The following is a 1,395-nucleotide window of genomic DNA, read 5'->3' on the forward strand; positions in this document are numbered from 1 at the left end:
TGGGATCCCTTGCCGGGGGGGCTGTGGATGGGCGGGCCGGATCCCTTGCCCATCCCCACCCTTCATCGGGATCGCCGCTTTTCCCTCAGCCTGAGCTGGTTTCCGGAAGGGCCGGAGGGCCGCCACCTGCTGCGCCTGGTGCGCGACTACGACGAGGGCGGCGCCTGGCAGCGGGTTACGCTGATGCGGCTGGAGCGGGATCCGGGGTGAGAAAGGCGCAGACCTGGGCAAACACCGTCTCCCGCTCGCAGTCCAAGGTGAGAACGTGGTCGGAGCACTCCAGCCAATGCAGGGTCTTCTCGGCGGATCCCAGCTCCCGGTAGAGCCACGCCGCCTGGTCGGGATCCACCACTGTATCTTGGCGCGGCTGCAGGATGAGGGTGGGAACTTGGATGCTGGCTACTTCCCCCCTGACCCGCTCGATGAGCTCAAGGGCGCTGCGCACCGCCGTTAGATTGAAGCTGCGCAAATAGGCCACTCTTTCTGCCAACGCGCGGACATCGCCATCCCGAATCGGCAGGCGAAAGCGGGGAACCTCTTCCAAGAGCCAGCCCAGGCTGTTGAGGTACTGCTCCGGGCGAAAGAGATAGTACCAGCGGTGGCGAATGGCAAAAAACGGCGCCAGCAGGACCAATTTGTGGACAGGGTGGGCAAAGGCCAGGTGCAGCGCCAACAGGCAGCCGGTGGAAAACCCCACCAGCGAAAGGCGCGGGTACTCCTGCTGCAGCGCCAGGTAATGTTCCAAAACCCGCCCGTACCACTCCGTCCAGCGGGAAGGGGGCATGCGGGGTGCCGGGCGGTCGTGGCCGGGATAGTTAAACCCCTGCACCGTCAGGCCGGCTGCCAACAGCCGCTCCGCCAGCCACTGCAACTCGTAGACGCCACCCCCCAACCCGTGCAGCAGCAGGCAGGCATGATCCCCTCTTCCCCGCCACAGAAAAGGCTCGTTGCTCAGCATAAAACCTCACCTCAGGACGGGATCCCTTTTTAACCCAGGGCAATATCCAGCAGCAGCATCACCACAAACCCACTGAGAACGCCAAAGGTGCCCTCCCGCTCCAACCCCTGCCGGTGCGACTCAGGGATGATCTCATCGGAAATGACAAACAACATCGCCCCCGCCGCAAAAGCCATGCCCCAGGGTAGTAGGGGCTGCGCCAGAGAGACCACCGTTGCTCCCAGGATCCCGCCGATGGGCTCCACCAGTCCGGTCAGCAGGGCGATGCCAAAAGCAAACCGCCGCGAATACCCTTGGCTTGCCAGCGACAAAGCCACCACCAGCCCTTCTGGCATGTTCTGCAAGCCGATCCCCAACGCCAACGCCAACCCATCGCCGACTTGGCCGGTGGCAAATCCCACTCCCACCGCCAGTCCTTCCGGGAAATTGTGCAGGGC

Annotated in this window: 2 protein-coding genes and 1 pseudogene; 1 reads left to right on the top strand and 2 read right to left on the bottom strand. The window is 64.0% G+C overall.

Annotated elements, in window-relative coordinates; translation table 11 throughout:
* A pseudogene (locus tag NW819_RS13285) lies at nt 1–210 on the top strand (hypothetical protein); the annotation flags it as partial.
* Here the strand turns inward: NW819_RS13285 and NW819_RS13290 are convergent.
* Nucleotides 176–958 (bottom strand): alpha/beta hydrolase, encoded by a 783-nt coding sequence (locus NW819_RS13290; RefSeq protein WP_414414034.1) that lies wholly within the window; start codon nt 956–958, stop codon nt 176–178. The pseudogene NW819_RS13285 and the gene NW819_RS13290 sit on opposite strands and share 35 nt — an antisense overlap.
* A gap of 29 nt (nt 959–987) precedes the next feature.
* The coding region (locus tag NW819_RS13295) for a ZIP family metal transporter (protein WP_414414035.1) at nt 988–1,395 on the bottom strand (408 nt) is incomplete at its 5' end.

This window comes from Synechococcus sp. R8-2, from assembly GCF_047461715.1.
GTDB lineage: Bacteria > Cyanobacteriota > Cyanobacteriia > Thermostichales > Thermostichaceae > Thermostichus.

Bases quoted from the DNA above. Each gene is read 5' to 3' on its own strand.
- NW819_RS13290 (WP_414414034.1), bottom strand. From the start codon at position 958: ATGCTGAGCAACGAGCCTTTTCTGTGGCGGGGAAGAGGGGATCATGCC.